At 64.9% G+C, this 1,022-nt stretch carries 1 protein-coding gene; it reads left to right on the top strand.

The window, feature by feature from the left end:
• Nucleotides 1–970, top strand: a 970-nt coding sequence (locus tag KF719_RS18110) for an IS256 family transposase (RefSeq protein ID WP_293510824.1), incomplete at its 5' end; no start/stop codon positions are given.
• Nucleotides 971–1,022 lie beyond the last annotated feature (52 nt).

Raw genomic sequence — 1,022 nt, 5'->3', positions numbered from 1 at the left:
CGTCCTGAGTCGCCTCGGCAAGCTCGAATTGAAAGTGCCGCAGACCCGCGACTCGTCGTTCTACCCGTCGGCTCTCGAACGGGGCGAGCGGAGCGAACGGGCTCTCAAGGTCGCCCTGGCCGAGATGTACGTCCAAGGGGTGTCGACCCGCAAGGTGAAGGCGATCGTCGAAGAGCTGTGCGGCAGCGAGGTCTCCAGCACCCAGGTCAGCCGCTGCGCCGCCGAACTCGACGAAGAATTGACCAAGTGGCGCAACCGGCCGCTGGGGGCCTTTCCCTTCGTGATCCTCGACGCCCGCTACGAAAAGGTCCGCCACGGCGGCTGCGTCGTCGATTGCGCCGTGCTCGTGGCCGTCGGGATCGGGCCCGACGGCAAACGGGAGATCCTCGGCGTGAGCGTCAAGCTCTCCGAAGCGGAGGTGCACTGGCGCGAGTTTTTGGGGTCGCTCATCGCCCGCGGGCTCCACGGCGTCGAACTCATCGTGAGCGACGCTCATGCGGGGCTCAAGGAAGCTCGACAAGCGTGCCTCCCCAGCGTGCCGTGGCAACGCTGCCAGTTTCATCTCCAGCAGAACGCCCTGCAGTACGTGCCGCACGTTTCGCAGCGGACCGAGGTCGCCGCCGATCTGCGAGCCGTCTTCAACGCCCCGAGTCGCGCCGAAGCCGACCGCCTCGTCGCGCTGGCCGTGAACAAGTACGAGACGACGGCCCCCAGATTGGCCGAGTGGATCGAACGAAACGTCCCCGAAGGCCTGACGGTCTTCGCCTGGCCCGCCGCGATCCGGCGCAAATTGCGCACCACCAACCTCCTCGAACGGCTCAACCGAGAACTCAAACGACGCACCCGCGTCGCCTCCCTGTTCCCCAACGAAGACTCCCTCCTCAGGCTCGTCGCAGCACTCCTCATGGAAACCAGCGAAGAATGGCAAACCGGTAAAGTCTACCTCTCACCCCATCACGAAACCGTATGACCGCTCCCGAAAAGCCGCTCCGCGGCTTTTACAGAAAAGGGGTTGCTCTATC

The sequence above is a fragment of the Parvibaculum sp. genome, from assembly GCF_019635935.1.
Lineage (GTDB): Bacteria > Pseudomonadota > Alphaproteobacteria > Parvibaculales > Parvibaculaceae > Parvibaculum.
The sequence above is the reverse complement of the archived record's forward strand: the minus strand, read 5'-3'. Positions and strand labels throughout refer to the sequence as shown.